This window comes from Sphaerisporangium fuscum (assembly GCF_018531465.1).
Lineage (GTDB): Bacteria > Actinomycetota > Actinomycetes > Streptosporangiales > Streptosporangiaceae > Sphaerisporangium > Sphaerisporangium fuscum.
Genome location: NZ_JAHDTF010000020.1, coordinates 74,216 through 99,384, shown reverse-complemented (window position 1 = coordinate 99,384; position 25,169 = coordinate 74,216). Strand labels below are relative to the sequence as shown.

Sequence of the window (25,169 nt, the reverse complement as noted above, 5' to 3'; positions counted from 1 at the left end):
TTCACGCTCCATCCAACTACTGTTGGGGGGGTCCGTGTTCCCACTACGCCGCAAGCGAACGACGTTTAACCTCAAAGATTTACGTGAAGCCCCCCGCGGCCCCCGGGACGATCACGCGTCATAACACGATCATGCGGCTATGGCGGCGATGATTGGTGCCCGTCACCGCCATAGCCGGGTGATCACAAAGAGCTCGTCAGTGTGCCGCTTCGTACTGCTCGACCACGGAGGAGGCAATACGTCCGCGCTCACTCACCGAGATCCCGTGCGCCTTCGCCCACGCGCGGATCTCCGAGCTCTTTTCCCGGGACGGCCGCTGGCCGCCGCCGCGCTTACGGCCCCGGCTCGGCGCGCCCTCCGCCCTGCGGGCACTGGAGACGAAAGCCGACAGCGCCTCGCGCAGCTTCTTGGCGTTTTCGTCGCTGAGGTCAATCTCGTAAGCGGAGCCATCAATCGCGAAGGAGACAGTCTGATTGGCCTCGCCGCCATCGAGGTCGTCGATGAGTATCTTCTGGATCTGCGTGGCCATCTGGCAATCCTTTCGCAGAGCATTGTTCGATTCGCCAGCCAAACATATACCCGGTGCTCCTGGCTGACAATTCACGGAACCTGAGTGAAGAGGAACGGCGCCCTGCCCGCCGGGCTCAGTCGGAAGAAGCCTCTCGTGACTTCTCCGAGGGTTCCGCCGTCCGACGCCGGCCCGCCGCTTCGGAACGGAAGAGCTTGACGACCGCGACGATGACCACCACGGCCACAACGCCCGGTGGTATCAAGGCGGACAATACATCGTTCATTGATCCTCGCTCCACGCGGGGGTGGCATTCCACCGTGCCCCTCACGTTAATTGTCACACGAGACGGCCTGAGTCTGTACCACGGTTGCCTGATCGGGGAGTCAGGATCCGACTCTATCCCCACAGGAGGTCAGGACGGGTTGCGGGGGTGGGCGCCTAACCCGCCGAAGGACCGTTCCAGGCCATTCTCCGTCTCTCCAGACGTCTTACCGGATGGCCCGGGAAACGTGATCTGTGCGAAAACAGCGACGGGACGGCCGCAGCGCGGCCGTCCCGTCGATAAAGCTGATCTAGCGCGGCGCCTTGACGACAACCGTGCGGGCGAGCTTGTCGTGCAGGCCCTGTCCCAGTGGCTTGTCGGTGAGGATTAGCACGGCGAGCACGAGGATGAAGATGGGCACGACCCAGCTGCCCAGTACGGGAATCCCGTAGAGCACCATGACGCCCGGGTAGATAGCCGACCGCTTCAGCAAGTCCGACGAATCCAGGGGACCGCCGCCAAGCGCGGCAAGACGGATCTTCATGACCTTCTTCCCGAGGGTCTGGCCGTCCTTGGAATGCAACACATAGTCGTAGGCCGCATACGCGGCGAACGCTATCAAGCCGGCCAACAGGCCCGGCAGCACGACGCTACCGGTGGACAGGCTCGGGTTGGCGAGGATATCGGCCAGGGACGGCGCGAAGATCGAATAGAGGATGCTGCTGAGGATCCCGTAGACGACCGAGAAGATGATGCCGTCGATGAGCCGGGCGACCCACCGCTCCCACCATTCGGCGAGCGGAGCGGGAACCCCGGGAGGAAGCGGCGCCCCCTGCGGTGCGCCGTAGGCTCCGGGAGCGCCGTAAGGCGCGCCGTAGGAGCCCTGGGGGGCTCCGTAGCCCCCGCCCTGGGGCGTCTGCCCCTGGGGGGCGCCGTAGGGCTGCGATGGCGGCGGAGGCTCGTGGGGGTGGCCACCGGGGGGTGGTTCTGCCGTCATGTGATCACCTTTCGCGATCAGCGAAGCACGCTGAGATTACTGCAAGCTCCTATCGCGTGTAGGGGTTTGCCCGTTACCGGTTCACAACTGTTGCCGAAGAGTTCTGAAGGAGCCGGGTCACGGATGCCCGGAACCCCAGGGACGGGGACCGCTGTTCGCGGGAAGGGACGGAGGGAGCGACGGAGCTTCTCGAATACCTGTATGCCCGGCATTCCCGGGAGGCATGAGAGAAAAGCCCGGCCGGACCCGGACAGCACGCGACGGATACACCGGCCGGACCCGGACAGCGAAAAGGGCCGGAGGAGTGACTCCTCCGGCCCTTCGGGCGACGCTTACTTGATCTTGACGACGACGGTCTTCGCGACCTTGTCGTGCAGACACTGCTGCAGCGGCTTGTCCCACAGCTGCCACAGGACGTTCACGAGGGAAAAGACGCTGCCGATCCAGCCGATGAACGGGATCCAGCGCAGCAGGTTCGCCGGCCCCCACAGGACGCCGGCACGCTTGATCGCCACATCGGTCGTGAGGCCACCCGGGGCGAGGGAGCCACCGACCGGGACGATCTTGATGCCCATGACGATCTTGCCGACCGTCTGGCCCCGCTGCTTGGTCATGAAGAACTCGTACACGAGCCAGATCGCGCCGATGATCAGCGCCCCGATCAGCCCGGCCAGGAAGGTGCCGCTTCCCGTGGTGTACGAGCCGGTCTGCAGATCGATGCTCGGCGCCGTGACCAGGATGGCGATGAGGATGAGGTTCAGGATGAAGGAGGGGATCAGGAGGATGACGAGGTCGATCAGACGCGCCACCAGGCGCTGCCACCACTCCGCCAGAGGCGCCGGCGCGCCCGGGGGCTGCACGCCCGTGGCGCCGTACGGCTGCTGGTAGGCCTGCTGGCCGTACTGCTGCTGACCGTACTGCGGCTGCTGACCGTACGCGGACGGGTCGTACCCCTGCTGGCCGTAGCCCTGCTGGGCGTACCCCTGCTGCTGGCCGTACCCCTGGTCGCCGTACCCGGGCTGCTGCTGACCGTACTGCCCCTGCGGGGCCTGCTGACCGTACGCCTGCTGCTGCTGACCGTACGCCTGCTGCTGGCCGTAGCCGGGCTGGGAGGCCTGCTGGCCGTAGCCCTGCTGCTGCCCGTACTGCGGCTGCTGGCCGTACTGCCCCTGCGGGGCCTGCTGACCGTACGCCTGCTGCTGCCCGTAAGGCTGCTGGCCGTACCCCTGCTGTCCGCTGTCCTGCCCGTAGCCCTGGCCCGCGGCCTGCTGCTGGCCGTACTGCGGCTGCTGCTGCCCGTAGCCCTGCTGCGGGTAACCCTGCCCGTACGCGCCCGCCTGCTGGCCGTAGCCCTGCTGCTGCCCGTACTGCGGCTGCTGGCCGTACTGCTGCGGGTATCCGTGCTCTGATGTGTTGTGCTGGGGTCGGTGGACGACCGTCATCTCCGGATCGCCGCCCGGGGCGGGCTGATCGGCGTTCTGCTGCCCATATTGCGGAGATTGATTGTTGTCCGGCTCGTCCCGTGGGTACGGCGGCTGTCCGGTGCTCACCGTGTCACCTCACTTCGGCTGCGCATGCGGCATATGTCAGACACATGCTGTGGTGCTGCCCAACGTAGCGACCGAGGCATCAACAGTCACCTTTCCACCCCGTCACCCCGGCGGTCAGGACTTCGGGAGCAAATGGAGCAGCATCCGGGTGTTGCCCAGAGTGTTCGGCTTGACGTGTTCGAGATCGAGGAACTCCGCCACGCCTTCGTCGTAGGAGTCGAGCAGCTCGGCGTACACCTCGGGGGAGACCGGCGTGCCCTGGATGGGCACGAAACCGTGCCTGGCGAAGAAATCGACCTCGAAGGTGAGACAGAAGACTCTCCGCAGACCGAGCTCGCGCGCCGTGTCGATCAGGGCACTCACGATCTTGTGGCCGACGCCCTGCCCTCGGCAGGAGGAGTCGACGGCGACGGTGCGGATCTCGGCGAGGTCCTCCCAGAGCACGTGCAGCGCGCCGCAGCCGACGACCGCGCCGTCCCGCTCGGCGACCCAGAACTCCTGGACGTCCTCGTAGAGGGTGACCGTCGATTTGCGCAGGAGGCGGGGGCCGTCGCCGGAGTAGGCGTCGACGAGCCGCCTGATGGTGCGCACGTCGGCGGTGCGGGCCCGTCTGACGACGAGCGTGCTGCCGGAAGGCGCCGACTCCACGACCTGCTCCATGAGGGGCCAGCGTATCCGGCCCGCGGCACCCGCCTCTCCCCCGGGCAGAGGGCCGCGTCGGCGGTAACGGTCGGACCCAAAAACGTCGCGCCCCACCTCTGCATCGCGGTACGCGACTGATCCGTCGCTATACGTCGCGATTCACCAGCCAAGTCAGCATTTAATCTTCATCACAGTCACCGACCTGTGGCTTCCCTCGCCAACAGGGCCCAAAGGGCACGTAAAGCCAGCGTAATGGGGGTGAACCCTCACTTCGAGCGTGATCTCCTCGTGACGCGCCGGTTGTGAAACCTCAACGGAATTCGTAGTTCTGGTTGAGCACGAACCTCGACCGCGCTAATGTCCAGCGTCAATGTCGGTCATCGCGCGCCGGTGGCCGAACCGCCTAATCCCCGCCACACCCCACAGTGGCAGGGAACCGGGGACCCAATGGCGGCGATGCGGGGTCACCCCCCGCGTACCGCCACCCCTGGGGTGAATCCGAGAGGGAGGCATCGCGATCCTCCATGACCACGTGCTCGGTAGGGCTACTCCGGCCCGAACCCGTCAGCTAACCCGGTAGGCGGCCGAGGAGAGGAGCTTGTTGGTGCAGCCTAGGCGCACGCCTGGAAAGAGCGCGGGCAGGCATGCCCGCTCCCGGGAACGAGGGGCCCGTGCCTGGCTCGGCCGGGCCGTCTCGGCACCGCGAAGCCTGACGCGCCGCATCGCACTCGTCACCGCCACCCTCACGGCCGTGACATTCGGCTCGCCCCTCATGGCGGCGACCGCGGAGCCCAAGCCGAACCTCAACCAGCTGAAGAAGCAGGTCGAGCAGCTCTACAACGACATCGAGTCGCTGACCGAGCAGTACAACGGTCAGAAGGAGAAGCTCAAGCAGGCGCAGCGCTCCGCCGAGCTCGCCAAGAAAACTCTCGCGAGGAGCCAGGGCGACCTGGAGGCCAAGCGCCGCATGGCGGGGCTTTACGCCCAGGACGCCTACATGACCGGCGGCATCGACTCCTCACTCGCACTGGCCATGTCCGGCGACCCCGAGAACTACCTCGACCGCGCGGCCACGACCTACACCCTGCAGATGCAGCAGGGCGAGGAGGTCGCGCAGATCACCAAGGCGATGGACATCGCCGAGCGCGCCAAGGCGAGCGCGAAGGCCCGCGAGGCCGAGGTGACCAAGATCGTCGCCGACCTCTCCACGCAGCAGGACAAGATTCACAAGCTGATCGCCAAGACCGAGGGCAGCCTCTTCAAGCAGGCCGCGGCCAAGGCGGGGCCCGGCCCGGCGACACGGATCGCGATCCCGATCCCCGGCAGCGGCAAGGCCGCCGAGGCCGCCAAGTGGGCGCTCACGCAGCAGCTCAGGCCGTACGTCTGGGGCGCGGCCGGCCCGCGCTTCTTCGACTGCTCCGGCCTGGTCATGTGGGCCTACCAGAAGGTCGGCATCAGCCTGCCGCACTACACAGGCGACCAGTGGACCGCGGGGACGCACATCAGCCGCAAGGAAGACCTCCGTCCCGGCGACCTGGTGTTCTTCTACAGCGACCTGCACCACGTGGGCATCTACATCGGCGGCGGCCTGATGGTCCACGCGCCGCACACCGGCGACGTCGTCCGGGTCGCCCCGCTGGGCAACCGGCCGTTCGCCGGCGGCGTCCGCATCGCCGACTGACCAACCTTCACCGGCCGCCGTGCCGCCGTCAGCTCGCCCATCTGGGCGAGCTGCGCCGGATCGGGTCAGATGAGGCGGCGGCGGGCGGCCCAGGCGACGGCCTCGATGGCCGTGGCGACCCCGATGCGGTCGCAGATGCCGCGCAGGCGGCGGCGTACGGTGCGGCCGCTCACGTCGAGGCGGCGCCCCACTCTGTCGACGGTCACGCCCTTTGCCAGTTCGGCGAGCAGGAGAAGGTCATCGTCGCTCAACCCCACATCGTCGGCTCCCAGGGGAATGTCATTCCCTCGGGAAACCAGATCCGGATACGCCATCGGGTGTCCTCCCCCACGACGAACTCGGCAACATAGTTAATGCTTCGGCCCGCCCGTCAGGAACGGTAAACGCCACCTTGAAAGGTCGTCAAGCACTGGCCTCGTAACGCGTTACGTTCTCGATTGACATACCGGTCGATATGTGAACTACTCATGACATGTCTCCGGGCCTCGGAGCCGGGGCCGGCACTCGAGCGGTACCGGTCCGCAGCCGGGACGGGCGCTCACGAGGCGTGACCGACCTCCTCGTGGGCGAAGGTTCCGGGCGGCTCACGCCGTAGGGAAGACCGCGCCGCGTATATATGATCAGCCCGCTGACGGTATTATTCCCGCGAGGAAATGACGGGCACTTTCTCCCCTTTTTCGCGCACGGGGACGTGGACCGGCGCTTCGCCGCGAGATTCCGGGAAAGGATCACGCCCGGCCGTCGTAATCGGCCCGCGCGGCCTCGACGTCCTCGATATGGATCTCCGCCCACCGCTTGATCGCGGCCATGACGGGAAGCAGGCTCCGGCCGAGCGGCGTCAGCGCGTAGTCGACCCGGACCGGCACGGACGGCGTCACGGTCCTCGTCACGATGCCGTCGCGTTCCAGGCTCCGGAGGGTCTGGGTCAGCATCTTCTGGCTGACCCCGGCGATGACACGGGACAGGTCGCTGTAGCGCTGCGGGCCGTCGGCCAGCGCCACCAGGATCAGGCTGACCCACTTGTCGCTCAGCGTGTCGAGGAGCTTCCTCGCCGGGCAGGTCGACATGAAGGCGTCGTAGGCCATCCGGGCCTCTTCACGCCGCTCCGCCGCCGTACGAGTGGACATCGGTCCCTCCCCCGTGAGTGCGTAACGCACCTACAGGTGCCTTCTTCCCAAAAGAGAGTAACTCCTCTTGAGTGGTACCCGGAAGCACACCACCCCAGAAGGGAAGAACACCATGCGCGCACTCGTCACACGCGGCTTCGGCGGCACCGAGACCCTCGACGTGGCCGAGATCCCCGTCCCGGAGGCAGGCCCGGGGCAGCTGCGCCTCAAGGTGGCCGCCGCCGCCGTGAACCCCGTGGACGTGGCCACGCGCGCGGGAATGCTGGCCGCCGGGGGACTCATGGGATTCCGCGACGTCGTCGGCCTGGGCTGGGACGTGGCCGGCACGGTCGACCAGGTCGGCGCGGGCGTCAGCGGATTCACCGTCGGGGACGAGGTGATCGGCCTTTCGGACCTGCTCGAACTCCCCGCCAAGACTCAGGCGGAGTACGTCGTCCTCGACGCCGACACCGTCGCCCTCTCACCCCGCGGCGTGCCGGCCACGCGGGCCGCCACGCTGCCGCTCAACGGCCTGACCGCCGCGCAGGCGCTGGACCTGCTCGACCTGCGGCCCGGACAGACCCTCCTGGTCACCGGCGCCGCGGGCGGCGTCGGCGGGTTCGCGGTGCAGCTCGCCGCCTCCCAGGGGCTCCACGTGGTCGCCGTCGCCGGGGAGCGGGACGAGAGCCTCGTCCGCGGATTCGGGGCCCGCTGGTTCGTCCCCAGGGGCGCGGACCTCGCCCCGGCCGTACGGGCGCTGGTGCCCGGCGGGGTGGACGGAGCCCTCGACGCGGCCGTCGTCGGGAACCACGCCCGCGACGCCGTACGCGGCGCGGGAGCCTTCGTCGCGGTGGTGGGCGGCGCGGCCCCCGTGCCGCTGCGCGGCATCCGCGTCGAGAACGTCTGGATCCGGGCGGACGGCCGGCGGCTGGCCGAGCTGGCCGCACTGGTGGAGAAGGGGGAGCTCACCCTGCCCTCCGTGGAGACCTACCCCTTGGAGCAGGCGGCGGCCGCGCAGGACCGGCTGGCGGCCGGCGGCCTGCGCGGCCGTCTCGTCCTCGTGCCGTGAGCGGACGGTCAGCCGGCGTTGCGGTTGTAGATGAGGCGCAGGCCGATGAGCGTGAGCCAGGGCTCGTGCACGTCGATGGAGCGGGCCTCGTTCACCACCAGCGAGGCGAGGGAACCGGTCGCGACGACGGTGACGTCGTCGGGGTCGGCGGCGAGCTCTGGGGCCATCCGCTCGACGATGCCGTCGACCTGGCCGGCGAAGCCGTAGATGATGCCGGCCTGGAGGGCTTCCACGGTGTTCTTGGCGATCACCGAGCGTGGCCGGACCAGCTCGACCTTGTGGAGCTGGGCCCCGGCCGCGGCGAGCGCGTCGACCGAGATCTCGATGCCGGGCGCGGTCACCGCGCCGACGTACTCGCCCTTGGCCGACACCGCGTCGAACGACGTCGCCGTGCCGAAGTCGACGATCACGCACGGGCCGCCGTACAGCGTGATCGCGGCCAGCGCGTTGACGATGCGGTCGCTGCCGACCTCCTTGGGGTTGTCCATGCGCACCGGGACCCCGGTGCGCACCCCGGGCTCGACGATGACGGCGGTGACGTCGCCGTAGTAGCGGCGGCACATCTCGCGCATCTCGTTCAGCACGGAGGGGACCGTGGAGCAGATCGCTATGCCGCTGATGTCGGCGTGCTTGAGCAGGGGGCTCTGGCCGAGCAGCCCCTGCAGGACGACGGCGATCTCGTCGGCGGTGCGCCGCGCGTCGGTGGCGAGGCGCCAGTGCTCGATGACCTCCTCGCCTTCGAACAGGCCGAGCACGGTGTGGGTGTTGCCGACGTCGATCGTGAGCAGCATCAAGCCCCCCGAAGGTCCAGAGCGATGTCGAGTGCGGGCGCCGAATGGGTCAGCGCTCCCACAGCAAGGTAGTCAACACCGGTTTCGGCCACCTCACGGACGGATTGCAGGCGGAGCCCGCCGCTGGCCTCCAGCCGTGCCCTGCCGTTCACCAGCCGTACGGCCTCCCGGAGCTCCTCGACGGTGAAGTTGTCCAGAAGGATCTCCTCCGCCCCTTCGGCGAGGACCGGCTCGATCTGGTCGATGCGATCGACCTCGACCTCGATCGGCAGCCCAGGGTAGGCCTGGCGGACCGCGCGGAAGGCCTCGGCGACCCCGCCCGCCGCCACCACGTGGTTGTCCTTGATCAGGGCGGCGTCGGAGAGCGACAGGCGGTGGTTGACGCCGCCGCCGCAGCGCACGGCGTATTTCGCCAGGGTCCGCAGACCGGGGATGGTCTTGCGGCTGTCGCGGACGCGCGCCCCGGTGCCGTCCACGGCCCGCACCCAGTGACCGGTGAGCGTGGCGATGCCGGACAGGTGGGTGAGGAAGTTCAGCGCGGTGCGCTCGGCGGTGAGCAGGTCGCGCACCGGCCCGGTGACCGTCATGAGCACGTCGCCGCGTGAGACGCGCTCGCCGTCCTTCACGTGACGCTCGGCGGTGAGCCTGCCCCGCGAGGACCACGAGAAGACCGCCTCCGCGACCGCCAGCCCGGCGACGACGCCGTCGGCGCGGGCCACGACGTCGGCACCGGCCGTCTGCTCGGGCGGGATCGTGGCGATGGTCGTGACGTCACCGTCCTGCGAGACGTCCTCGGCGAGCGCGGACTCGATGAGGGCGACCACGGCGGCCGGGTCGAGGCCGGCGGCCACCAGGTCGACCTCGACCTGGTGGGGGAGCATGGTCGTGCGGTCCTCGTCGTGCTGCCGGTAGTTCATGACCAGTCCCTCCTCGGCCAGGGTCACATCGAGGTGCCCCAGCCACCAGGCATCATTACGTCCGGGGAAGTCCTCGCGCCAGTGCGATCCGCGTGTCTCCTCGCGGGCGCGGGCCGCGGCGACCAGCACGGTGGCCACGGTCAGCAGGTTCGTCGCCTCCCAGGCCTCGGTGCAGGGCTCGACGGCGACGGGGGTCCAGCGGGCGTCCATCAGGCCGCGCGCGACCTCCGCGAGGCTTCGGCCGCTGCGCAGCACGCCCGCTCCGGCGCTCATGCGGGCCTGCACGCGGGGCCGTACCCGGGGGTCGACCAGCCCGGTGGCGCGGCCGTCGTCGACGGGGTCGCCCGGCGAGGGCCGCGTGGCGGCGAGGTCGGCCGCGATCCGCTCGGCGAAGACGAGCCCTTCGAGCAGCGAGTTGGACGCCAGCCGGTTCGCGCCGTGCACGCCGGTGCAGGCGACCTCGCCGCAGGCGTACAGCCCGGGGACGTTGGTGCGGCCGTGGAGGTCGGTGCGGACGCCGCCGCTGGCGTAATGGGCGGCGGGGGCGACGGGGATCGGCTCGCGCACCGGGTCGATGCCGTTCTGGACGCAGACCGAGTGGATCGTCGGGAAGCGGGAGCGCCACTTGTCCTCGCCGAAGTGCCGGCCGTCCAGGTAGACGTGGTTCGCGCCGCTCTCCAGCATGCGGCGGACGATCGCTTTGGCCACCACGTCGCGGGGGGCGAGCTCCGCCAGCTCGTGCACGCCGAGCATGAACCGCTCGCCCTCGCCGTCGATCAGGAGCGCGCCCTCGCCGCGCACCGCCTCGGAGATGAGCGGCTGCTGGCCCGTCGCCCCCTCGCCGAGCCACAGCACCGTGGGGTGGAACTGGACGAACTCCAGGTCGCGGACGACCGCCCCCGCGCGCAGCGCCAGCGCCACCCCGTCGCCCGTCGAGACCACCGGGTTGGTAGTGGCGGCGTACACCTGGCCCATGCCGCCGGTGGCCAGCACCACGGCGCCCGCGCGGACCGCGCCGACGCCGTCCCTCGCGCCCTCACCCATCACGTGGAGGGTGATGCCGCAGGCGGCGCCCGTCGCGTCGGTGAGCAGGTCGAGCACCAGGGCGTGCTCGATGACCTCGACACGATCGTCGGCCGCGACGGCCTCGGCCAGGGCGCGCTGCACCTCGGCCCCGGTGGCGTCGCCGCCCGCGTGGACGATGCGGTCGCGGCGGTGGCCTCCCTCGCGGGTGAGCTGCAGCCCGCCGCCCGGCTCACGGTCGAAGCGCGCGCCGTGGTCGATGAGCCGTCGGACCGCGTCCGGCCCCTCGGTGACCAGTGTCCGCACGGCCTCGACGTCGCACAGGCCGACCCCGGCGATCAGTGTGTCGCTGAGATGCTCGGCCGAGGAGTCGGCGGGGTCGAGGACGGCCGCGATGCCGCCCTGCGCCCAGCGCGTGGACCCGGCGGACAGGACGTCCTTGGTGACGACCAGGACGCGGGCGTCCGGCGCCAGCTCGGCATATCGCAGCGCCACGGTGAGACCGGCCATGCCGGATCCCACGACGACGATGTCCGCGTGGACGGTCCAGCCCGGCTCGGGCGCGGTCAGCCGCCGTGGGATGGGCGGGTGAGTCATGGGTCGCTCCCCTCATTTTTCGTCAATATGACGATAGGGCATGGGTGAGCGTGACTCACTCGGGGGGGTTCAGTGGGTCAGCGTGACGATCACGTTGTCGATCAGCCGCGTGCCGCCCACCCGGGCGGCGACCGCGAGGATCGCCTCCCCTTGGTGGTCGTCGCCCACCGCGGTGAACGTCGCCGGGTCGACCAGGCTGAGATAGTCGAGCACCAGCGGCGGCTCGGCCTGCGCGGCCTCGTCGAGCACGGCGCCCGCGGCCCGCAGGATCTCCGCCGGACGCGCGTGCCGGGCGCCCTCGCGCAGCGCCGCGGACAGCGCCAGAGCGGTGACCCGGTCGGCCGGGGAGAGGTAGCGGTTGCGGCTCGACAGCGCCAGCCCGTCCGGCTCCCGCACGGTGGGCGCCCCCACGACGGTGACCGGCACGTTCAGGTCGGCGACCATGCGGCGGATCATCGCGAGCTGCTGGGCGTCCTTCTGGCCGAAGACGGCGGTGTCGGGCTGGACGAGGTTGAACAGCTTGAGCACGACGGTCAGGACGCCGTCGAAGTGGCCGGGCCGGAAGGAGCCTTCGACGATCGTGCCCATCTGCCCGGACGAGACGCTCACCTGGCGGTCCGGAAGGTACATCTCCTCGGCCGCCGGCGCGAACACCAGGCTCACGCCCTCGGCGGCGCACACCTCCAGGTCGGCGTCGAAGGTGCGGGGATAACGGGAGAAGTCCTCATTCGGACCGAACTGCAGAGGGTTGACGAAGATGCTCACCGCCACGTGGTCGGCGTGCTCCCGTGCCAGGCGGATCAGCGAGCGGTGCCCCTCGTGCAGGGCCCCCATGGTCGGGACCAGGGCCAGGGTGCCCGCCCCGGGGCCGATGCCGAGCGCGGCGCGCGCGGAGAGCACCTCGGCGCGGTCTCCTGCGACGATCACGTCCACGAATGTCCTCCAGTTTTCTCGGGCGGGACACGGGCCATGTCCAGCGGTTCACCCTCCCGGCAGGCGTCCCGCGGTGATCGGTCATGCCCGGGGACGGCCCTTCCGCGGGCGTCCACGGGCGGATCGAACGGTCATGTCCAGGTGTTGCCACCGAGGGCGTCGAGCAGGCGTTCGGCGGCCTCCGGCTTGAGCAGGCCGGCGGCGAGCGCGCGGTCGGCGGTCAGCCGGGCGAGGGCGACGTACGCGTCCGCCGCCTCGGGAGCGGCGAGGATGAGCGCGTCCACGTGCTTGCGGACGGTGCCCGCGTCACCGCGCACGACCGGCCCGGTCAGTCCGGTGATGCCGAGCCGCAGGGCGTTGTCGAGAGCGGCGCCGAGCAACGGCCCGAGCACGCGCCCCGGATGCTCCACCCCGATCTTGGCGAGCAGTTCCTGGGACTCGGCGATCAGGGTGACCATGTGGTTGGCGGCGCTCGCCAGGGCCGCGTGGTAGAGGGCGCGGTCCTCGTCGGCGATCCACACCGGCTCACCGCCCATCTCGATCACCAGCGCCTCGGCGACCGGGCGCAGCACCTCGGGGGCGGTGACGCCGAACGAGCAGCCGACCACGCGGCGCAGGTCGTCGTCACGGCCGGTGAAGGTCATGATCGGATGCAGCGCGAACGGCACCGCCCCGGCGGCCGTCGCGGGCTCCAGCACGCCGAGGCCGTACGCGCCGCTGGTGTGGACCAGCATCTTGCCCCGCAGGTCGACCCCGGCCGCCGCGAGACCCGCGACCAGGCCGGGCAGCGCGTCGTCGGGCACGGTGAGCAGCACGAGCTCGGCCTTGGCGATGACGTCGTCGGGCTGGGAGATCCCGACGCCGAGCCGGTCGCGTGCCCTGCGGTGCGAGGCGTCGGAGACCCCGGCGGCCGCGACGACGTGGTGCCCTGCCTGCACGAGCGCGGCACCGAGGACCGAGCCCACCCGCCCGGCCCCGAGCACCCCGACCGCGAGACGCCCTGGACGGTCGCTTGTCTCCATAACGTTCCTGTCCACTTCGACGAACCCAGTCGACCAGCGTAACCGCCGGTCCGCTCCGGCCCCTGCCCCGCTTTCCGATTTCACCGGAATCGCCCGATAGTGCCGTTCCCGCTTCAGCCGGCGACCAGGGGCCGACAGGTGGGTGTCAGCGACGGCGCCCTCGTGGATCACCGTTCTTGGTAACGTCCAGTCCCGTGTGGATCACGTGGCGGGAGGCCATGCAGCAGGCGCTCTACGGCGAGCACGGCTTCTACATCCGGGAGCGCCCGCGGGGTCACTTCCGCACCTCGGTGGTCGCCTCCCCCGCGTTCGCCACGGCGGTGCTGCGCCTGCTGGTCACCGTCGACGAGGCGCTCGGCCACCCGCCCACCCTCGACCTGGTCGACGTCGGCTCGGGCGACGGCCTGCTGGTCACCCAGGTGCTCCGCGGCGCGGAGCCGGAGCTCCTCCGGCGGCTTCGGATCACGGCCGTCGACCTCTCGCCGCCCCCCGGCGACCTGGACGAGACGATCAGGTGGACCGACACCCGGCCCGACGAGGTCACCGGCCTCGTGATCGCCAACGAATGGCTGGACAACGTGCCCGTCGACGTCGTGGAACAGACACCGGACGGCCCCCGGCTCGTGCTCGTCGATCCACAGACCGGCCGGGAACGGCTCGGCGACCCGCCCGGCGACGACGACCTGCGATGGCTCGAACGCTGGTGGCCGCTCGGTTCGACGGGCCGGCGGGCCGAGGTCGGATGGCCGCGGGACGAGGCCTGGACGTCGGTGATCGTACGGCTGGCGCGCGGGCTGGCGGTGGCCGCGGATTATGCACACCCTGTGGATAACCGCCCGCCGTACGGCACCCTGACCGGATACCGCGACGGCGCCTGCGTGCCGGTCATACCCGACGGTTCCTGCGATATCACCGCGCACGTGGCGCTCGACGCGTGCGCGGAGGCGGGAGAGCGGGCCGGTGCGATATCCACAACGTTGACCACGCAACGACTCGCGTTACAGAGCCTGGGCATCAGCGGTGCCCGTCCGCCCCTGACCCTCGCCACCACCGATCCGGGCGCCTATCTCCGGGCGCTCGCCCAGGCCTCAGAGGAGGCCGAACTGATCGACCCGGCCGGCCTCGGCGGCTTCGGCTGGCTCAGCCAGTGGAAGGGCGTCCCCTGAGCTCCAGCCGCCCGTCCCCGGTCACTTCTCGCGGCCCGGGTAGAACAGCGCGGGAACCAGCGTGACCGCCGACAGCCCCACCGCCCACCAGAACGTCGCCCCGTAGGCGACGGCGGGAGCCGCCCCGCCCTCCAGGTGACGCTGCAGGACGACCGCGAGGATCGCGGTGCCGAGCGCGCCGCCCACCCTGTTGAGGGTGTTGACGGCCCCGGCGGCGCGCGGCGCCTCATGCCTCTCCACACTGCCGTACACGGCGGCCATGCCGGGCGCCATCACGACGCCGAGCCCGGCGCCCCGGACGACCAGCGACAGCAGCAGGAGCCACCCGTCAGGGGCCGACCCGAGCTGGGTGAACGCGAACGTCCCCGCCAGCGTGATGAGGATCCCGGCCAGGACGAGCGGCCGCGGCGCCATCCTGTCGGTCAGCCTTCCGGCGACGTACGTCGCGGCGGCGGTGCCGAGGGCCTGCGGGGCCAGCATCAGCCCGGCCCGCAGCGCGTCGGCGTGCTCGACCTGCTCGTAGTACAGCGGTAGCAGGAGCATCGAGCTGTACAGGGCCGCGCCCTGGAGGAACGAGTTGGCGGTGGCGACGGCGAACCCTCGCCGGGCGAACAGCCGCAGGTCGACCAGCGCGGTGCCCTTCCCACGCAGGGCGTGCGCGACGTATCCCAGGACCAGCAGCGTCCCGCAGATCAGCGGCAACGCCACCGTACCGGCGCCGAAGCCGCCCGCCTCGCCGGCCGCGGAGAAGCCGTAGACCAGCGCGGCCAGTCCCGGCGGGAGCAGCACCAGTCCGAGCACGTCCAGCTTCACGCCCGTCCCCGCCCTCGTGCCGCCGGGCAGCGTCCTGGCCGCCAGCAGCAGCGTCGCGACACCGATGGGAACGTTGACCAGGAACATCCAGCGCCAGTCGAGGTTGTGCAGGATCACGCCTCCCACGACCGGACCCAGCACGGGCGCGAAGGTGATGGGCAGAATCGTGATGGACAGCACCCTGCCGAGCCGCGACGGCCCGGCCGCCTGGACCAGCATCGACTGCCCGAGGGGCTGGATCATGCCGCCGCCGATGCCCTGGAGCACGCGGAAGACGATCAGGGCGGCGGTGGACCCGGCCAGCCCGCACAGCGCGGAGCCGGCCACGAACAGCGCCACCGAGGCCATCCACATCGTCTTGGCCCCGAACCGCTCGGCCGCCCATCCCGACAGGGGCATGACCATCGAGACGGCCAGCAGATAACCGGTGGAGATCCACTTGACGTTCCCGAGCCGTCCGCCCAGATCGCGCGCCACGGCGTCGATGCCCACGCTGACGATCGTGGTGTCGAGTACGGCCAGGATCGGCCCGAGGACCAGGACGAAGGCGGTCCGCAGCAGAGCGCCGTCGAGCCTGTCCGGCGCCTGCTCGCCGCCGGGCCGGACCGTGGTGGTCGTGCGCAAGGGGTTCTCCTCTCAGGGGGGTCGTCACGCTCGCCGGCTCTGGCGCAGGCCGGCGAACAGGTCGTCTTCGGGGAGCGTGACGGTCACGTGGGACCGCGCGAGGTGGTAGTCCTCGGTCGGCCAGACCTCCCTCTCGACGTCCCGGTCGTGGAGCATGAATCCGGCGCCGGGGTCGATCTGCGTGGCGTGCGCGAGCAGCGCCCGGTCCCTGACCTCGAAGTACTCCGCGCAGGGGACGCGTGTGGAGAACTCCGGCGCGGAACCGCCTTCCGGGAACTCGGCCAGCACGGCCCCCATGCCGGAGTCGATGCCGCGCTCGGTCATGGCGTCGTGCAGGGCCTGGAACCATGCCTTCGACAGAGCGCCGTGGTAGTAGAGCTTGGCCGGCCGCCACGGTTCGCCGGCCTCGGGGAACCGGTCGGGATCGCCGGCCGCGTCGAAGGCGGCGACGGTGACCTCGTGGGTCCTGATGTGGTCGGGGTGCGGGTAGCCGCCGGTCTCGTCGTAGGTCACGATCACGTGCGGGCGGAACTCGCGGATCGACGCCACCAGCCGGCCGGTCGCCTCCTTCAGCGGCCGGACCGCGAAGCATCCGTCCGGCAGCGGCTCGCCCTCCGCGGGCAGCCCCGAGTCGGTGAAGCCCAGGAACTGCTGCCGGACGCCCAGGATCCGCCGGGCCTCATCCATCTCGGCCCGCCGGATCTCGGCGAGGTTCTCCCGCACGCCGGGCCGGTCCATCGCGGGGTTGAGCACGTCGCCCCGCTCACCGCCGGTGCAGGTGACGACCAGGACGTCGACGCCTTCGGCGGCGTACTTGGCCAGCGTCGCGGCGCCCTTGCTGGACTCGTCGTCGGGGTGGGCGTGCACGGTCATCAGGCGAAGGGTCTCACCTGGAGTGATGCGCAGGTTCATGCGGCCTCCTATTACTTGGGTCGTGCATAAAATTAGACTCGACCTAAGGAAGTGTCAAGGATGATTTTAGGCTCGACCCATGAAAGGATGGCCGACATGACCGGAGGACTTCGGGAACTGAAGAAGCAGCAGACCCGCCAGGCGATCTCCAACATCGCGACCCGGCTGTTCGAGGAGCGCGGCTTCGAGGCGGTCACCATCGCCGAGATCGCGGCCGCCGCCCAGGTGGCCAAGATGACCGTCACCAACTACTTCCCGCGCAAGGAGGACCTGGCCCTCGACATCCACGAGACGTTCGTCGCCAGCCTGGCCCGCACCGTCGCCTCCAGGCCGGCGGGCGAGTCGGCGCTCGCGGCCCTGCGCCGCGCGTACCTGGCCGCCGTGGAACGGCACGACGCCGTCGCCGGATTCGCCGGCCCGGCGTTCGCGCGAATGATCAAACAGAGCCCCACCCTGACCGCCCGGCTCCGTGAGCTGCACGAGCAGCGCGAAGAGGCCCTCGCCGAGGCCCTGGCCGCCGACACCGCGGCCGCCCCCGGCGACCTCACGCCCAGGGCCGCGGCAGCCCTGCTCGGCGCCGCCCACCGCACCCTGTTCCAGCACGCCATGGACCTGAACATGGAAGGGCGCGGCCACGACGAGATGGCCGCCGCCCTGACGCGCGCGGGGGAGCAGGTCTTCGGCCTGCTGGAGACCTCCCTGACCGGCTACGCGGTGCGCTGACGCGGCCGGCGCACCGGACGGGTCAGCCGATGGAGATCTTCAGCGACTCCAGGCCGCGGATGACGTAGTTCGGCTTCCAGGCCGGCTCCTCGATGAGCTCCATCTTGGGGGCGGCCTTCAGCAGGGCCCCGAACGACTCCACGAGCTCGATTCGGGCCAGGGGAGCCCCGAGGCAGAAGTGGATGCCCGCGCCGAACGAGATGTGCGGGTTGTCCTCGCGGCCCACGTCCAGCCGGTCGGGGTCGTCGAAGACCTCCGGGTCGCGGTTGGCGGAGCCGAACAGCAGGGCGACCTCGACGCCCTTCGGGATCTCCACGCCGCCGATCGTGATGTCCTCCAGCACCCACCGCTCGAACATCTGCAGCGGGGTGTCCCAGCGCATCAGCTCCTCGACGGCGGACGGCAGCAGCGAGAGGTCGCCGCGCAGCCGCTCCAGCTCCGCCGGGTTGCGGAACAGCGACCACCAGCCGTTGCCGGTGACGTTGACCGTCGCCTCGTGGCCGGCGTTGAGCAGCAGCACGCACGTGCCGACGAGCTCGTCCTCGGTCAGCCTGTCGCCCTCGTCGGCCACCTGGGCCAGGGCGCTGATCAGGTCGTCGCCCGGGTCGCGGCGGCGGGCCGCGGCCAGATCGCGCAGGTACCCCGCGAACTCCGACGCCGCGCGGACGGCGGTGTGCTGCGCCTCGGGCGAGGGGTTGAGCTCGTACATGCCGCAGATGTCGGCCGACCACGGCCGCAGCAGGTGCCGGTCGGCCTCGGGCACGCCCAGCATCTCGGCGATGACCGTCACGGGGAGCGGCTCGGCGACCTCCGTGAGCAGGTCGCCGCCACCGCGCTCGACGAAGCCGTCGACCAGTTCCCCGGCGATGCGGCGGATCTTCGGGCGCAGCCCTTCGACCATGCGAGGCGTGAACGCCTTGGACACCAGCCGGCGCAGCCGGGTGTGGACGGGCGGCTCGACGTCGAGCATCCCGGCGCGGACCACCCTCCAGAACGGCTCCTGGAACTCCGGCTCCGGCTCCCGCCCGAACTCCTCGTGCGAGGCCAGGTGGAGGTACGACCGGCCCAGCCGGCGGTCGCGCAGCGCCGCGTTGACGTCCTGGTGCCGCGCCACCAGCCACTGGCCGGTGGGCTCGAAGAAGCTGACCGGCCGCGTGTCGCGAAGCTCGCGGTAGACGTCGTACGGGTGGGCGACGAACTCCGGATTCCAAGGATCAAACCGCACGAAGACATCGTAAACGCCATCAGCTCCCGGAAACACCCGCTCACCAGCCAAGATCCCCCCGACCCACCCCCACGCCCCCCGGCCGCGACGGCGACACCTCGAAGGATCTTGGGTTGCGGAGGCGGTGGGGGATTGGGTTATAGTCCCCCCGTAGGTCATGAGTGCCAGCGTCAAGCCCCGGCTTGCTGGCCGGCAACCCTCGCGCTCGCGGCGGGGTGCCCCGGGTGAGGACCAGGTCCGGCACGAGGTGTGCCGGACAAGCGCGGGCTCCGTCATCCCAACGCCATGGCCGGGGTCCCTGACCTTAGGAGGCCGGCGTTGACCGTACTGACTGTCCTGAGCAGCCCTTCCCCCGCCACTTCCGAGCCGAGCGCCCAGGGCGGACCCTCCCCCGCCACGTCGAGCTGGACTTCCGCCGGCGGCGGCACGGCCGGCACCGGGTCCACCGACGAACGGCCATCCGCGCCCGCCGTCCCGGCGGTGCTGGGCGCCGACCTGGAGGTGCCGGTCAAGGGAGGTGAGCTGGTGCGGTACGCGAACCTCGACTACGCCGCCAGCGCCCCCTGTCTGGAGCCGGTGAGCGCCGCCGTGGCCGCCGCGCTCCCGGCCTACTCAAGCGTGCACCGCGGCGCCGGGTACGCCTCCCAGCTCACCACCGCGCGATACGAGCAGGCCAGGCACACCGTGCGCGGCTTCGTCGGCGCGCGGCGCGGTGACGCCGTCGTGTTCACGCGCAACACCACCGACGCCTCGAACCTCCTGGCCCGCTGCCTGCCCGAGGGCACCACCGTCGTCGTGTTCGAGACCGAGCACCACGCGTCCCTCCTGCCCTGGCCCAACGCCGTACGGCTCGCGCCCCCGGCGTTCCCCGGCGAGGCCGTCCGCGCCGCCGACGAGACGCTGGCCGGCATCGACGGGCCCAAGCTCCTGGTCGTCACCGCCGCCTCCAACGTCACCGGAGAGCTCTGGCCGATCGCCGCGCTGGCCCACATCGCCCACCGGCACGGCGCCCGCATCCTGGTCGACGCCGCGCAGCTCGTCCCGCACCGGCGGCTGAACATCACCGCCCTCGACCTCGACTACGTCGCCTTCTCCGGCCACAAGCTGTACGCGCCGTTCGGCGCCGGCGCCCTGGTCGGCCGGGGCGACTGGCTGGCGCAGGCCGAGCCGTACCTGCTCGGCGGCGGCGCCTCCAAGGCGGTCACCGGCGGCACCGGGCAGGGCCTGCCCCTGGAGACCGAGTGGAGCGCGGACCCCGAGCAGCGGCACGAGGCGGGCACCCCGAACGTCCTCGGGGCCATCGCGCTGGCCGCCGCCTGCGACGCGCTGTCGGCGACCGGCTGGACGCCGCTGGTCAAGGAGGAGGAGCGGCTGCTGAGGCTGCTGCGCGACGGGATCGCCGCCATCGACGGCGTCCACGAGCTGTCGCTGTGGGGTCCCGCGCACCCGCGCGTCGGCATCGTGTCGTTCGTCGTGGACGGCTGGACGGCCCGCGAGGTCGCCGAGGCGCTGTCGGCGGACCACGGCATCGGCGTGCGCGACGGCAAGTTCTGCGCCCACCCGTTCGTCCGGCACCTGCTCGACGGCGTCGGGCGGACGGCGGACGGCGACTGTGCCGACGGCACCACCGGAGCCGTCCGGGCCTCCATCGGCATCGGCACCACCGAGGAGCACATCCACCGCCTGATCGACGCCCTCTCGGAGCTGGTGTCCCGGCGCTGACGTGACAGCATGGGTTTCATGACGGAACCTCCCGCTACAGGCGCGCGCACGGAACGGGTCGTGGGGATCGGGGCCGGGGCCAAGGAACTGGCCACCGAGGACATGATCCTCAACATCGGCCCCCAGCATCCCTCGACCCACGGTGTGCTGCGCCTGCGCCTCACCGTCGACGGCGAGCGCATCGAGGCCGCCGAGCCGATCGTCGGCTACATGCACCGCGGCGCCGAGAAGCTCTTCGAGGTCCGCGACTACCGGCAGATCATCGTGCTGGCCAACCGGCACGACTGGCTGTCGGCGTTCGCCAACGAGCTGGGCGTCGTGCTCGCCGTCGAGCGCATGCTCGGCATGGAGGTGCCGGTGCGGGCGGTCTGGGCCCGCACGCTGCTCGCCGAGCTGAACCGCGTGCTCAACCACCTGATGTTCCTCGGCTCCTACCCGCTGGAGCTCGGCGCGATCACCCCGGTGTTCTACGCCTTCCGTGAGCGCGAGACGCTGCAGGCCGTCATGGAGGAGATCTCCGGCGGCCGCATGCACTACATGTTCAACCGGGTCGGCGGGCTGAAGGAGGATCTCCCCTACGGCTGGCTCGACCGGGTCACCCAGGCGGTCGCCGACGTGCGCAAGCGGCTGCCCGACATCGAGAACCTCATCTACGGCAACGAGATCTTCCTCGCCCGCACGCGCGGGGTCGGCGTCCTCGACCGCGAGACGATCATGCAGTACGGCGTGAGCGGGCCGATCGCCCGGGCGTCCGGCGTCGACGCCGACCTGCGCCGCGACGAGCCGTACCTCGCCTACGCCGAACTGCCCGTCAAGGTGGTGACCCGCTCGGCGGGAGACTGCCACGCCCGCTTCGAGGTGCTGCTCGACCAGGTGAAGGTCTCGCTCGACCTCGCCGACGCCTGCGTGGACCGGCTCCGCTCCCTGCCCCCCGGGCCGGTCAACCAGCGCCTGCCCAAGGTGCTGAAGGTCCCCGAAGGGCACACCTACGCCTGGACCGAGAACCCCCTGGGGCTCAACGGCTACTACCTGGTCTCCCGCGGGGAGAAGACGCCGTGGCGGCTGAAGCTGCGCAGCGCGTCCTACAACAACATCCAGGTGCTGCGGGAGATGCTGCCGGGCCACCTGATCTCCGACATGGTGGCCATCCTCGGCTCGATGTTCTTCGTGGTCGGCGACATCGACAAGTGATCGGCGCGGAACATCTCGCGAAACGGGTTTAGCCCCCTGTTTCCCGAGCAGAGGATCGGTGCGTAAAGGGACAGGGTTGAAGATACAAGGGTGGCTCCTTGCAGCGCGGGGTCCGGCTCAGGCCGGGCCCCGCGGCGTTGTCCGCGGCCTCAGCGCCTGACGTCGTCGTCGGGGCCCTTCGGGACCCTGCAGCAGTGCTCCAGGAAGAGCGCCGCGCACACCAGCACCACACAGGCGACCAGCGACCCGCCCGCGAGGAAGAAGTCGCGCCGGGGGACGTCCTGGTCGAGCAGCGGCAGGACATGGAACACGAAACCGGCGAACAACCCCGCGCAGGCGGCGCCGACGTACGCCGAGGCCTTGGCCAGCGCGGCCAGCCGGGCCACCGCGAGCGGCTCGACGGGTTCGGTGTCGGGCGCGCGCCGGATGCGGGCACGGGTCATCCACCCGCTGTACGCCTCACCGACCGCCAGCAGGAGCACCGTGGGGATGGCGGTCCACGGGACGGTGGGCAGGTCGGAGTAGATCTGCTGCAACACGGCCCAGGTCAGGACCGCGAACGCGGCCACCAGTAGGACGAGCACGCCGGGACGGCTCGGTTTCACGGATCCTCCTCTTCGTTCCCCCCGGCACCCGGCACGAGCGGGCGCCCCTGCGTGCTGTGTTCGATCACCTCGGTGGCGTGGGCGCTCCTCGATGCCGCGGTAGCTTTCGGGCGGTGAGGGGCGCCCTAGTCGGGCGGCTGCAGGGCGAGGTCGGAGCGCAGGTGGACGCCCTGCTGGTCGAGGGCGGCGAGCAGGCCCGCCACCGAGCCGCGGCCCGGGAGCATCGCCCCGGGGTCGGCCTGCGCCCAGGGCATCAGCACGAATGCCCGCTCGTGGGCGCGCGGGTGCGGCAGCGTCAGCTCCGGGTCGTCGCTGAGCAGATCACCCACCATGATCACGTCGACGTCGAGCGTACGCGGCCCCCAGCGCTCGGTGCGGACCCGCCCGAAGGCGGCCTCCACTCCCATGGCCCGCTCGAGGATCGCCTTCGGGCCGAGCGTCATCGTGCTTCCGATCACGACGGCGTTGAGATAGGGACGCTGCCCGGCCGGACCACCGACCGGCTCGGTCTCGTAGACGGGGGACACCGCCACGAAGTCGAGCCCCGGGGCGTCGAAAAGCGCGTCGACGGCGCCTTGAAGGGTGTCGAAGCGACGGCCGAGATTGCTGCCGAGCGCCAGAACGACCTTCATCACCGCTTCCTCCTGACCGTCACCACGACATCGCCGAAGGGGAGAGGGATCGGAGCCGACGGCTTGTGCACCCTGACCTCGGCCTCCTCGACCAGCTCGCTCGCCAGGCACTCGTCGGCCAGCCGCTGCGCCAGCGTCTCGATGAGGTTCACCGGCTCGCCCTCGACGACGGCGACCAGCCGCATGGCCAGCTCACCATAGTCGACGGTCTTGGTGAGGTCGTCGCCGGCCGCCGCGGGAGCGGTGTCGAGGAAGAGCGTGACGTCGATGACGAACTCCTGTCCGAGCTCCCGCTCGGCGGGCAGGCAGCCGTGCCTTCCGCGCGCCCGGAGCCCGACCAGGCTCACGCTGTCCCGACCGCTCATCGTGCCCCGCCTCTCAGCCTTCGCTCTCGTCGTCGTCATCGCCCTGCAGCACCGGTGAGCCGTGGTGGAACCAGAGCCGCCAGCCCTCCGGAGTGCGGACGAAGGTGTTGGTCGCGACGACGCGCCCGGCCGCGAACGTGGCATCCTCGGAGTCGGCGGCGGTCAGGATGTTCTCGGCGCAGGTGAGCACCGCGACGTCGCCCACCACGGTGGTGTGCACGTCGGTCAGGACGAACTGGATGTAGGGGGTGTTCGCCATGATCAGCGCCCACGACCGGAGCACCTCGGCCCGCCCGCTCAACATCGGCCAGCCCGGGTGGACGCACATCGCCACCCGGCCGTCCTCGTCCTCGGCCCAGATCTCGGTCATACGGTCGAGGTCGCCGCTCTCGATCGCCGTGTAGAACGCCTCGTTGAGCGTCTCGATCTCTGCCGCGGTCGTGCTCATCGAGCCCCCTCCCCCCGCCGCCAGGCGGCGGCGACGCGGACCGCGTCGGCATTCGGACGCACGTGATGCACCCGGACGCACCAGGCGCCCGCGTGGGCGGCGAGCGCCGTGACCGCCAGGGTGGCGTCGTCGGCGCCGCTGAAGGGTCTCGGGGTGCCGTCGGGCTCGGCGAGCAGGCGGCCGAGGAACCGTTTGCGGGACGCCCCGATGATGATCGGGTAGCCGAGCTCGCCGAGCCTGTGGATGCCGCCGAGCAGCGCCCAGTTGTGCTCGGGCCGCTTGGCGAAGCCGAGCCCGGGGTCGATGAGGATCTGCCGCTCGTCGACCCCCTCGGCGAGCACGGAATCGACCCGCTTGCGCAGCTCTTCGGCCACTTCGGTGACGACGTCGGAGTAGACGGCGCGGCCGTCCATGTCCTGGCTGTGGCCGCGCCAGTGCATCACGACATAGGGGACCCCGGCGGACGCCACCACCTGGGGCATGGCGGGGTCGGCGAGGCCTCCGCTGACGTCGTTGACCATGGCGGCCCCGGCCCGCACGGCGGCATCGGCGACCTCGGCCCGCATCGTGTCGACGCTGACCGGGACGCCCTCCTGGGAGAGAGCGCGGATCACCGGCTCGACCCGCCGTAGCTCCTCGTCGAGGGAGACCCTCGCCGCGCCCGGGCGGGTGGACTCGCCACCGACGTCGACGATGTCGGCGCCCTGCTCGACCAGTTCGAGGCCGTGGCGCACGGCCGCCTCGGGGTCGAACCAGCGGCCGCCATCGGAGAAGGAGTCGGGGGTGACGTTGACCACGCCCATGACCAGGCAGCGCCTCTCGTCGGGCAGGCCCGGCACCTTCCATGCGGTCATGGCGTCAAGCCTAGGTGCTCGCCGGGGACGATCTGCGCCATGGGTCCGGCTTGTGGATAACGAATCGGCTCGACCTGCCTCGTGCTCTGTTCGATGGCCTCGCTCCGCTCGGCGGCGAGAAGCGTCCTCCTCACCCCACCGCCGCGCCCCTCGCGGGTTCGACCGCCTCGCTCCGCTCGGCGGCGAGAAGCGCGGGGTCAGCCGCGGCCGAGGATGAGGGCCATCGCCTCGGCGCGGGTCTTGTCGCTGTCGCGGAAGCTGCCGCGCACGGCGGAGGTGATGGTCTTCGCGCCCGGCTTGCGGACACCGCGCATGGTCATGCAGAGGTGCTCGGCCTCGATGACGACGATGACACCCCGCGGCTCCAGCACCTGCATGAGGGCGTCGGCGATCTGCGACGTCATGCGCTCCTGCACCTGCGGGCGCCTGGCGTAGACGTCGACCAGCCGGGCCAGCTTGGACAGGCCGGTGATCTGGCCCTTCGCGTTGGGCACGTAGCCGACGTGCGCGAGGCCATGGAACGGCACGAGGTGGTGCTCGCAGGTGGAGTAGACCTCGATGTCCTTCACCAGCACCATCTCGTCGTGGTCGGCGTCGAAGACGGTGGTGAGGACTTCTTCGGGCTTCTGCCCCAGCCCGGCGAACTGCTCGGCGTACGCGCGAGCCACCCGGGCCGGGGTGTCGAGCAGGCCGTCCCGGTCCGGATCTTCACCGATCGCGAGAAGGATCTCGCGAACGGCCTTCTCGATCCGGGCCGAGTCGACCTTGAGGGGGTTGGCGCTCACTCG

General features: G+C 70.8%; 25 protein-coding genes and 2 riboswitches. Of the genes, 6 read left to right on the top strand and 19 right to left on the bottom strand.

Annotated elements, in window-relative coordinates:
• Nucleotides 1-196 precede the first annotated feature (196 nt).
• The 4 genes from KIK05_RS24955 to KIK05_RS24940 form a co-directional block, all read right to left on the bottom strand.
• Nucleotides 197-529 carry a histone-like nucleoid-structuring protein Lsr2 gene (locus KIK05_RS24955; protein ID WP_214413245.1) on the bottom strand — a complete coding sequence of 111 codons (333 nt, stop codon included), beginning with the start codon at nucleotides 527-529 and terminating at the stop codon, nucleotides 197-199.
• A gap of 554 nt (nucleotides 530-1,083) precedes the next feature.
• Nucleotides 1,084-1,770 (bottom strand): RDD family protein, encoded by a 687-nt coding sequence (locus tag KIK05_RS48285; protein ID WP_214413244.1) that lies wholly within the window; start codon nucleotides 1,768-1,770, stop codon nucleotides 1,084-1,086.
• A gap of 332 nt (nucleotides 1,771-2,102) precedes the next feature.
• Nucleotides 2,103-3,320, bottom strand: coding sequence for an RDD family protein (locus tag KIK05_RS24945; protein ID WP_214413243.1), 1,218 nt, complete (start codon nucleotides 3,318-3,320; stop codon nucleotides 2,103-2,105).
• Nucleotides 3,321-3,434: 114 nt separating this feature from the next.
• The gene (locus tag KIK05_RS24940; protein ID WP_214413242.1) at nucleotides 3,435-3,980 is read right to left on the bottom strand and encodes an amino-acid N-acetyltransferase; all 546 of its coding nucleotides are present in this window, start codon (nucleotides 3,978-3,980) and stop codon (nucleotides 3,435-3,437) included.
• 383 nt (nucleotides 3,981-4,363) lie between these two features.
• A riboswitch (cyclic di-AMP (ydaO/yuaA leader) is annotated at nucleotides 4,364-4,561 on the top strand.
• A gap of 5 nt (nucleotides 4,562-4,566) precedes the next feature.
• Here KIK05_RS24940 and KIK05_RS24935 point away from each other — a divergent pair.
• Nucleotides 4,567-5,643: a C40 family peptidase gene (locus tag KIK05_RS24935; RefSeq protein ID WP_214413375.1), complete on the top strand. Its 1,077-nt coding sequence runs from the start codon at nucleotides 4,567-4,569 to the stop codon at nucleotides 5,641-5,643.
• 65 nt (nucleotides 5,644-5,708) lie between these two features.
• Here KIK05_RS24935 and KIK05_RS24930 read toward each other — a convergent pair whose 3' ends face one another.
• Complete coding sequence (locus tag KIK05_RS24930; protein WP_307784623.1) at nucleotides 5,709-5,900, bottom strand: helix-turn-helix domain-containing protein; 192 nt, start codon at nucleotides 5,898-5,900, stop codon at nucleotides 5,709-5,711.
• Nucleotides 5,901-6,371: 471 nt separating this feature from the next.
• On the bottom strand, nucleotides 6,372-6,770 hold the full coding sequence (locus tag KIK05_RS24925; RefSeq protein WP_214413241.1) for a winged helix-turn-helix transcriptional regulator: 399 nt from the start codon (nucleotides 6,768-6,770) through the stop codon (nucleotides 6,372-6,374).
• Nucleotides 6,771-6,882: 112 nt separating this feature from the next.
• On the opposite strand from KIK05_RS24925, the gene KIK05_RS24920 reads away from it, so the two are divergent.
• A complete protein-coding gene (locus KIK05_RS24920; RefSeq protein ID WP_214413240.1) occupies nucleotides 6,883-7,818 on the top strand; it encodes an NADP-dependent oxidoreductase in 936 nt (311 codons plus the stop codon).
• An 8-nt stretch (nucleotides 7,819-7,826) separates the two neighbouring features.
• Here KIK05_RS24920 and KIK05_RS24915 read toward each other — a convergent pair whose 3' ends face one another.
• From KIK05_RS24915 to KIK05_RS24900, 4 genes are all read right to left on the bottom strand, one after another.
• Nucleotides 7,827-8,609, bottom strand: coding sequence for a type III pantothenate kinase (locus KIK05_RS24915; protein WP_214413239.1), 783 nt, complete (start codon nucleotides 8,607-8,609; stop codon nucleotides 7,827-7,829).
• Entirely contained in the window at nucleotides 8,609-11,146 is a 2,538-nt protein-coding gene (locus KIK05_RS24910) for an L-aspartate oxidase (RefSeq protein WP_214413238.1), read from the bottom strand. The genes KIK05_RS24915 and KIK05_RS24910 overlap by 1 nt, the downstream gene beginning before the upstream one ends.
• A gap of 69 nt (nucleotides 11,147-11,215) precedes the next feature.
• The gene (gene panC / locus KIK05_RS24905; RefSeq protein WP_308250109.1) at nucleotides 11,216-12,046 is read right to left on the bottom strand and encodes a pantoate--beta-alanine ligase; all 831 of its coding nucleotides are present in this window, start codon (nucleotides 12,044-12,046) and stop codon (nucleotides 11,216-11,218) included.
• 164 nt (nucleotides 12,047-12,210) lie between these two features.
• Complete coding sequence (locus KIK05_RS24900) at nucleotides 12,211-13,101, bottom strand: Rossmann-like and DUF2520 domain-containing protein (RefSeq protein ID WP_214413235.1); 891 nt, start codon at nucleotides 13,099-13,101, stop codon at nucleotides 12,211-12,213.
• A gap of 194 nt (nucleotides 13,102-13,295) precedes the next feature.
• On the opposite strand from KIK05_RS24900, the gene KIK05_RS24895 reads away from it, so the two are divergent.
• The gene (locus tag KIK05_RS24895) at nucleotides 13,296-14,267 is read left to right on the top strand and encodes an SAM-dependent methyltransferase (protein WP_214413234.1); all 972 of its coding nucleotides are present in this window, start codon (nucleotides 13,296-13,298) and stop codon (nucleotides 14,265-14,267) included.
• Nucleotides 14,268-14,288: 21 nt separating this feature from the next.
• On the opposite strand, the gene KIK05_RS24890 is transcribed toward KIK05_RS24895, so the two are convergent.
• A complete protein-coding gene (locus KIK05_RS24890; RefSeq protein ID WP_214413233.1) occupies nucleotides 14,289-15,704 on the bottom strand; it encodes a DHA2 family efflux MFS transporter permease subunit in 1,416 nt (471 codons plus the stop codon).
• Nucleotides 15,705-15,728: 24 nt separating this feature from the next.
• Nucleotides 15,729-16,616, bottom strand: coding sequence for a mycothiol conjugate amidase Mca (mca, locus tag KIK05_RS24885; RefSeq protein ID WP_250563380.1), 888 nt, complete (start codon nucleotides 16,614-16,616; stop codon nucleotides 15,729-15,731).
• 96 nt (nucleotides 16,617-16,712) lie between these two features.
• Between mca and KIK05_RS24880 the strand changes: the two genes are divergently transcribed.
• Complete coding sequence (locus KIK05_RS24880; protein WP_250563379.1) at nucleotides 16,713-17,339, top strand: TetR/AcrR family transcriptional regulator; 627 nt, start codon at nucleotides 16,713-16,715, stop codon at nucleotides 17,337-17,339.
• A gap of 22 nt (nucleotides 17,340-17,361) precedes the next feature.
• Here KIK05_RS24880 and KIK05_RS49005 read toward each other — a convergent pair whose 3' ends face one another.
• Nucleotides 17,362-18,564 (bottom strand): cytochrome P450, encoded by a 1,203-nt coding sequence (locus KIK05_RS49005; protein WP_214413231.1) that lies wholly within the window; start codon nucleotides 18,562-18,564, stop codon nucleotides 17,362-17,364.
• A 153-nt stretch (nucleotides 18,565-18,717) separates the two neighbouring features.
• Nucleotides 18,718-18,833: riboswitch (SAM riboswitch) on the top strand.
• A 211-nt stretch (nucleotides 18,834-19,044) separates the two neighbouring features.
• Between KIK05_RS49005 and KIK05_RS24870 the strand changes: the two genes are divergently transcribed.
• Both KIK05_RS24870 and KIK05_RS24865 read left to right on the top strand, forming a co-directional pair.
• A complete protein-coding gene (locus tag KIK05_RS24870; protein ID WP_214413372.1) occupies nucleotides 19,045-20,286 on the top strand; it encodes an aminotransferase class V-fold PLP-dependent enzyme in 1,242 nt (413 codons plus the stop codon).
• A gap of 18 nt (nucleotides 20,287-20,304) precedes the next feature.
• Complete coding sequence (locus KIK05_RS24865) at nucleotides 20,305-21,477, top strand: NADH-quinone oxidoreductase subunit D (RefSeq protein WP_214413230.1); 1,173 nt, start codon at nucleotides 20,305-20,307, stop codon at nucleotides 21,475-21,477.
• Between the two features lie 149 nt (nucleotides 21,478-21,626).
• On the opposite strand, the gene KIK05_RS24860 is transcribed toward KIK05_RS24865, so the two are convergent.
• The 6 genes from KIK05_RS24860 to folE all read right to left on the bottom strand — a co-directional run bounded on the left by KIK05_RS24860 (nucleotide 21,627) and on the right by folE (nucleotide 25,166).
• Nucleotides 21,627-22,082 (bottom strand): DUF3180 domain-containing protein, encoded by a 456-nt coding sequence (locus KIK05_RS24860; protein ID WP_214413229.1) that lies wholly within the window; start codon nucleotides 22,080-22,082, stop codon nucleotides 21,627-21,629.
• Between the two features lie 125 nt (nucleotides 22,083-22,207).
• A complete protein-coding gene (folK, locus tag KIK05_RS24855; protein ID WP_214413228.1) occupies nucleotides 22,208-22,714 on the bottom strand; it encodes a 2-amino-4-hydroxy-6-hydroxymethyldihydropteridine diphosphokinase in 507 nt (168 codons plus the stop codon).
• A complete protein-coding gene (gene folB, locus KIK05_RS24850) occupies nucleotides 22,714-23,079 on the bottom strand; it encodes a dihydroneopterin aldolase (protein WP_214413227.1) in 366 nt (121 codons plus the stop codon). The genes folK and folB overlap by 1 nt, the downstream gene beginning before the upstream one ends.
• Nucleotides 23,080-23,092: 13 nt before the next feature.
• Nucleotides 23,093-23,527, bottom strand: coding sequence for a nuclear transport factor 2 family protein (locus KIK05_RS24845; RefSeq protein ID WP_214413226.1), 435 nt, complete (start codon nucleotides 23,525-23,527; stop codon nucleotides 23,093-23,095).
• Nucleotides 23,524-24,381, bottom strand: a complete 858-nt coding sequence (folP, locus tag KIK05_RS24840) for a dihydropteroate synthase (RefSeq protein WP_214413225.1) — start codon at nucleotides 24,379-24,381, stop codon at nucleotides 23,524-23,526. The genes KIK05_RS24845 and folP overlap by 4 nt, the downstream gene beginning before the upstream one ends.
• Before the next feature lie 197 nt (nucleotides 24,382-24,578).
• Nucleotides 24,579-25,166, bottom strand: coding sequence for a GTP cyclohydrolase I FolE (gene folE / locus KIK05_RS24835; protein ID WP_214413224.1), 588 nt, complete (start codon nucleotides 25,164-25,166; stop codon nucleotides 24,579-24,581).
• Nucleotides 25,167-25,169 lie beyond the last annotated feature (3 nt).

Coding starts and splice junctions, on each gene's coding strand:
- folB (WP_214413227.1), bottom strand. CDS start 23,079: ATGAGCGGTCGGGACAGCGTGAGCCTGGTCGGGCTCCGGGCGCGCGGA.
- KIK05_RS24900 (WP_214413235.1), bottom strand. CDS start 13,101: ATGGAGACAAGCGACCGTCCAGGGCGTCTCGCGGTCGGGGTGCTCGGG.
- KIK05_RS24915 (WP_214413239.1), bottom strand. CDS start 8,609: ATGCTGCTCACGATCGACGTCGGCAACACCCACACCGTGCTCGGCCTG.
- KIK05_RS24940 (WP_214413242.1), bottom strand. CDS start 3,980: ATGGAGCAGGTCGTGGAGTCGGCGCCTTCCGGCAGCACGCTCGTCGTC.
- KIK05_RS24925 (WP_214413241.1), bottom strand. CDS start 6,770: ATGTCCACTCGTACGGCGGCGGAGCGGCGTGAAGAGGCCCGGATGGCC.
- KIK05_RS24955 (WP_214413245.1), bottom strand. CDS start 529: ATGGCCACGCAGATCCAGAAGATACTCATCGACGACCTCGATGGCGGC.
- folP (WP_214413225.1), bottom strand. CDS start 24,381: ATGACCGCATGGAAGGTGCCGGGCCTGCCCGACGAGAGGCGCTGCCTG.
- KIK05_RS48285 (WP_214413244.1), bottom strand. CDS start 1,770: ATGACGGCAGAACCACCCCCCGGTGGCCACCCCCACGAGCCTCCGCCG.
- KIK05_RS24880 (WP_250563379.1), top strand. CDS start 16,713: ATGACCGGAGGACTTCGGGAACTGAAGAAGCAGCAGACCCGCCAGGCG.
- KIK05_RS24920 (WP_214413240.1), top strand. CDS start 6,883: ATGCGCGCACTCGTCACACGCGGCTTCGGCGGCACCGAGACCCTCGAC.
- mca (WP_250563380.1), bottom strand. CDS start 16,616: ATGAACCTGCGCATCACTCCAGGTGAGACCCTTCGCCTGATGACCGTG.
- KIK05_RS24845 (WP_214413226.1), bottom strand. CDS start 23,527: ATGAGCACGACCGCGGCAGAGATCGAGACGCTCAACGAGGCGTTCTAC.
- KIK05_RS24910 (WP_214413238.1), bottom strand. CDS start 11,146: ATGACTCACCCGCCCATCCCACGGCGGCTGACCGCGCCCGAGCCGGGC.
- KIK05_RS24865 (WP_214413230.1), top strand. CDS start 20,305: ATGACGGAACCTCCCGCTACAGGCGCGCGCACGGAACGGGTCGTGGGG.
- folK (WP_214413228.1), bottom strand. CDS start 22,714: ATGAAGGTCGTTCTGGCGCTCGGCAGCAATCTCGGCCGTCGCTTCGAC.